Annotated in this window: 1 protein-coding gene; it reads left to right on the forward strand. The window is 36.6% G+C overall.

Features of this window, described 5'->3' with window-relative positions:
* Positions 1-57: 57 nt before the first annotated feature.
* Positions 58-1038 (forward strand): XkdQ/YqbQ family protein, encoded by a 981-nt coding sequence (locus tag BMZ99_RS25890; RefSeq protein WP_090945041.1) that lies wholly within the window; start codon positions 58-60, stop codon positions 1036-1038.
* Positions 1039-1126 lie beyond the last annotated feature (88 nt).

Below are 1126 nucleotides of genomic sequence, written 5' to 3' on the forward strand. Positions count from 1 at the left end.
AAATGGGCTAAGTGATGTGAATGCGATTACTGCTGGAATGAAGTTGAAATTACCATCATGATTAAATATGAATTTTTAATAGAAAGTAAGCAAACGGGAAATATATATGACGCCTCAGAGCTAATTGTTGAGGCGTCATACCATACGGTGATTCGTGGGCAGGCGGGTAAATTTCAATTTGAACTGATAAAGGATGCTATCATTGAATATCACGAAGGAGATGTTGTGAGATTTAAAGTTAACGACACTCCTATTTTTTATGGGTATGTGTTTTCTAAGGATATTGATCGTTGGGGTAGAATTAAGACCGTATGCTATGATCAATTGCGCTATCTAAAAGCTCGTTGGAGCTATACATTTAGTGGGGTGACAGCAACAAGTGTAATTAAAAAGATAGCTCAAGATTTCAGTCTTACAACGGGTACGCTGGCTGATACTGGATATACTATAGCATCTACCATGATATTACAGGAGAAAAGCCTCTTTGATATCATCTATTATGGTTTACAACAAACACAATTAAATACAGGTGAGTTGTATATTTTTTATGATGATTTTGGCGCTTTGACGTTAACGCAAGCGTCTAGCATGTATGTCGATGTAGTATTGGGTACAAGTAGCCTAGTAACCGATTACAGTTATAAAACGGATATTGATAAGGACACCTATAACTTAATTAAATTAGTGCGTCCTAACAAGGATACAGGATATGGTGATGCTTATATTGCAAAGGACGAAACGACTATGAAAAAATGGGGAACCCTCCAAAAATATGAAGTCGTTGACGAAAATCTAAACGCTGCACAAATCCAGGCCCAGGCTGAAACTTGCCTAACATATTACAACAGAGTGTTACGAACTTTAAAACTCGATAATTGTTTAGGTGTAGTAGGCTTACGGGCTGGTCACATGGTGACAATTGATATTCCTGACATTGGCGATATTAGTTTAAGTAAAAAATTGCTCTTAGATTCGGTGGACCATCGGTTTGGAAATGGTAAACACGTAATGAGCGTAGGAATGCGGGTGATAATTTAATGGATATAAATCCAAATGGTACCTTATATCAGGTAATACAGACTATTGTACAAAATATTTTTAAAAGTTTAAGCCCTACTGACTCAAT

Source organism: Pelosinus propionicus DSM 13327, from assembly GCF_900114615.1.
GTDB lineage: Bacteria > Bacillota > Negativicutes > DSM-13327 > DSM-13327 > Pelosinus > Pelosinus propionicus.

Excerpts from the sequence above, each read along its gene's own strand:
- BMZ99_RS25890 (WP_090945041.1), top strand. The coding sequence starts at position 58 with ATGATTAAATATGAATTTTTAATAGAAAGTAAGCAAACGGGAAATATA.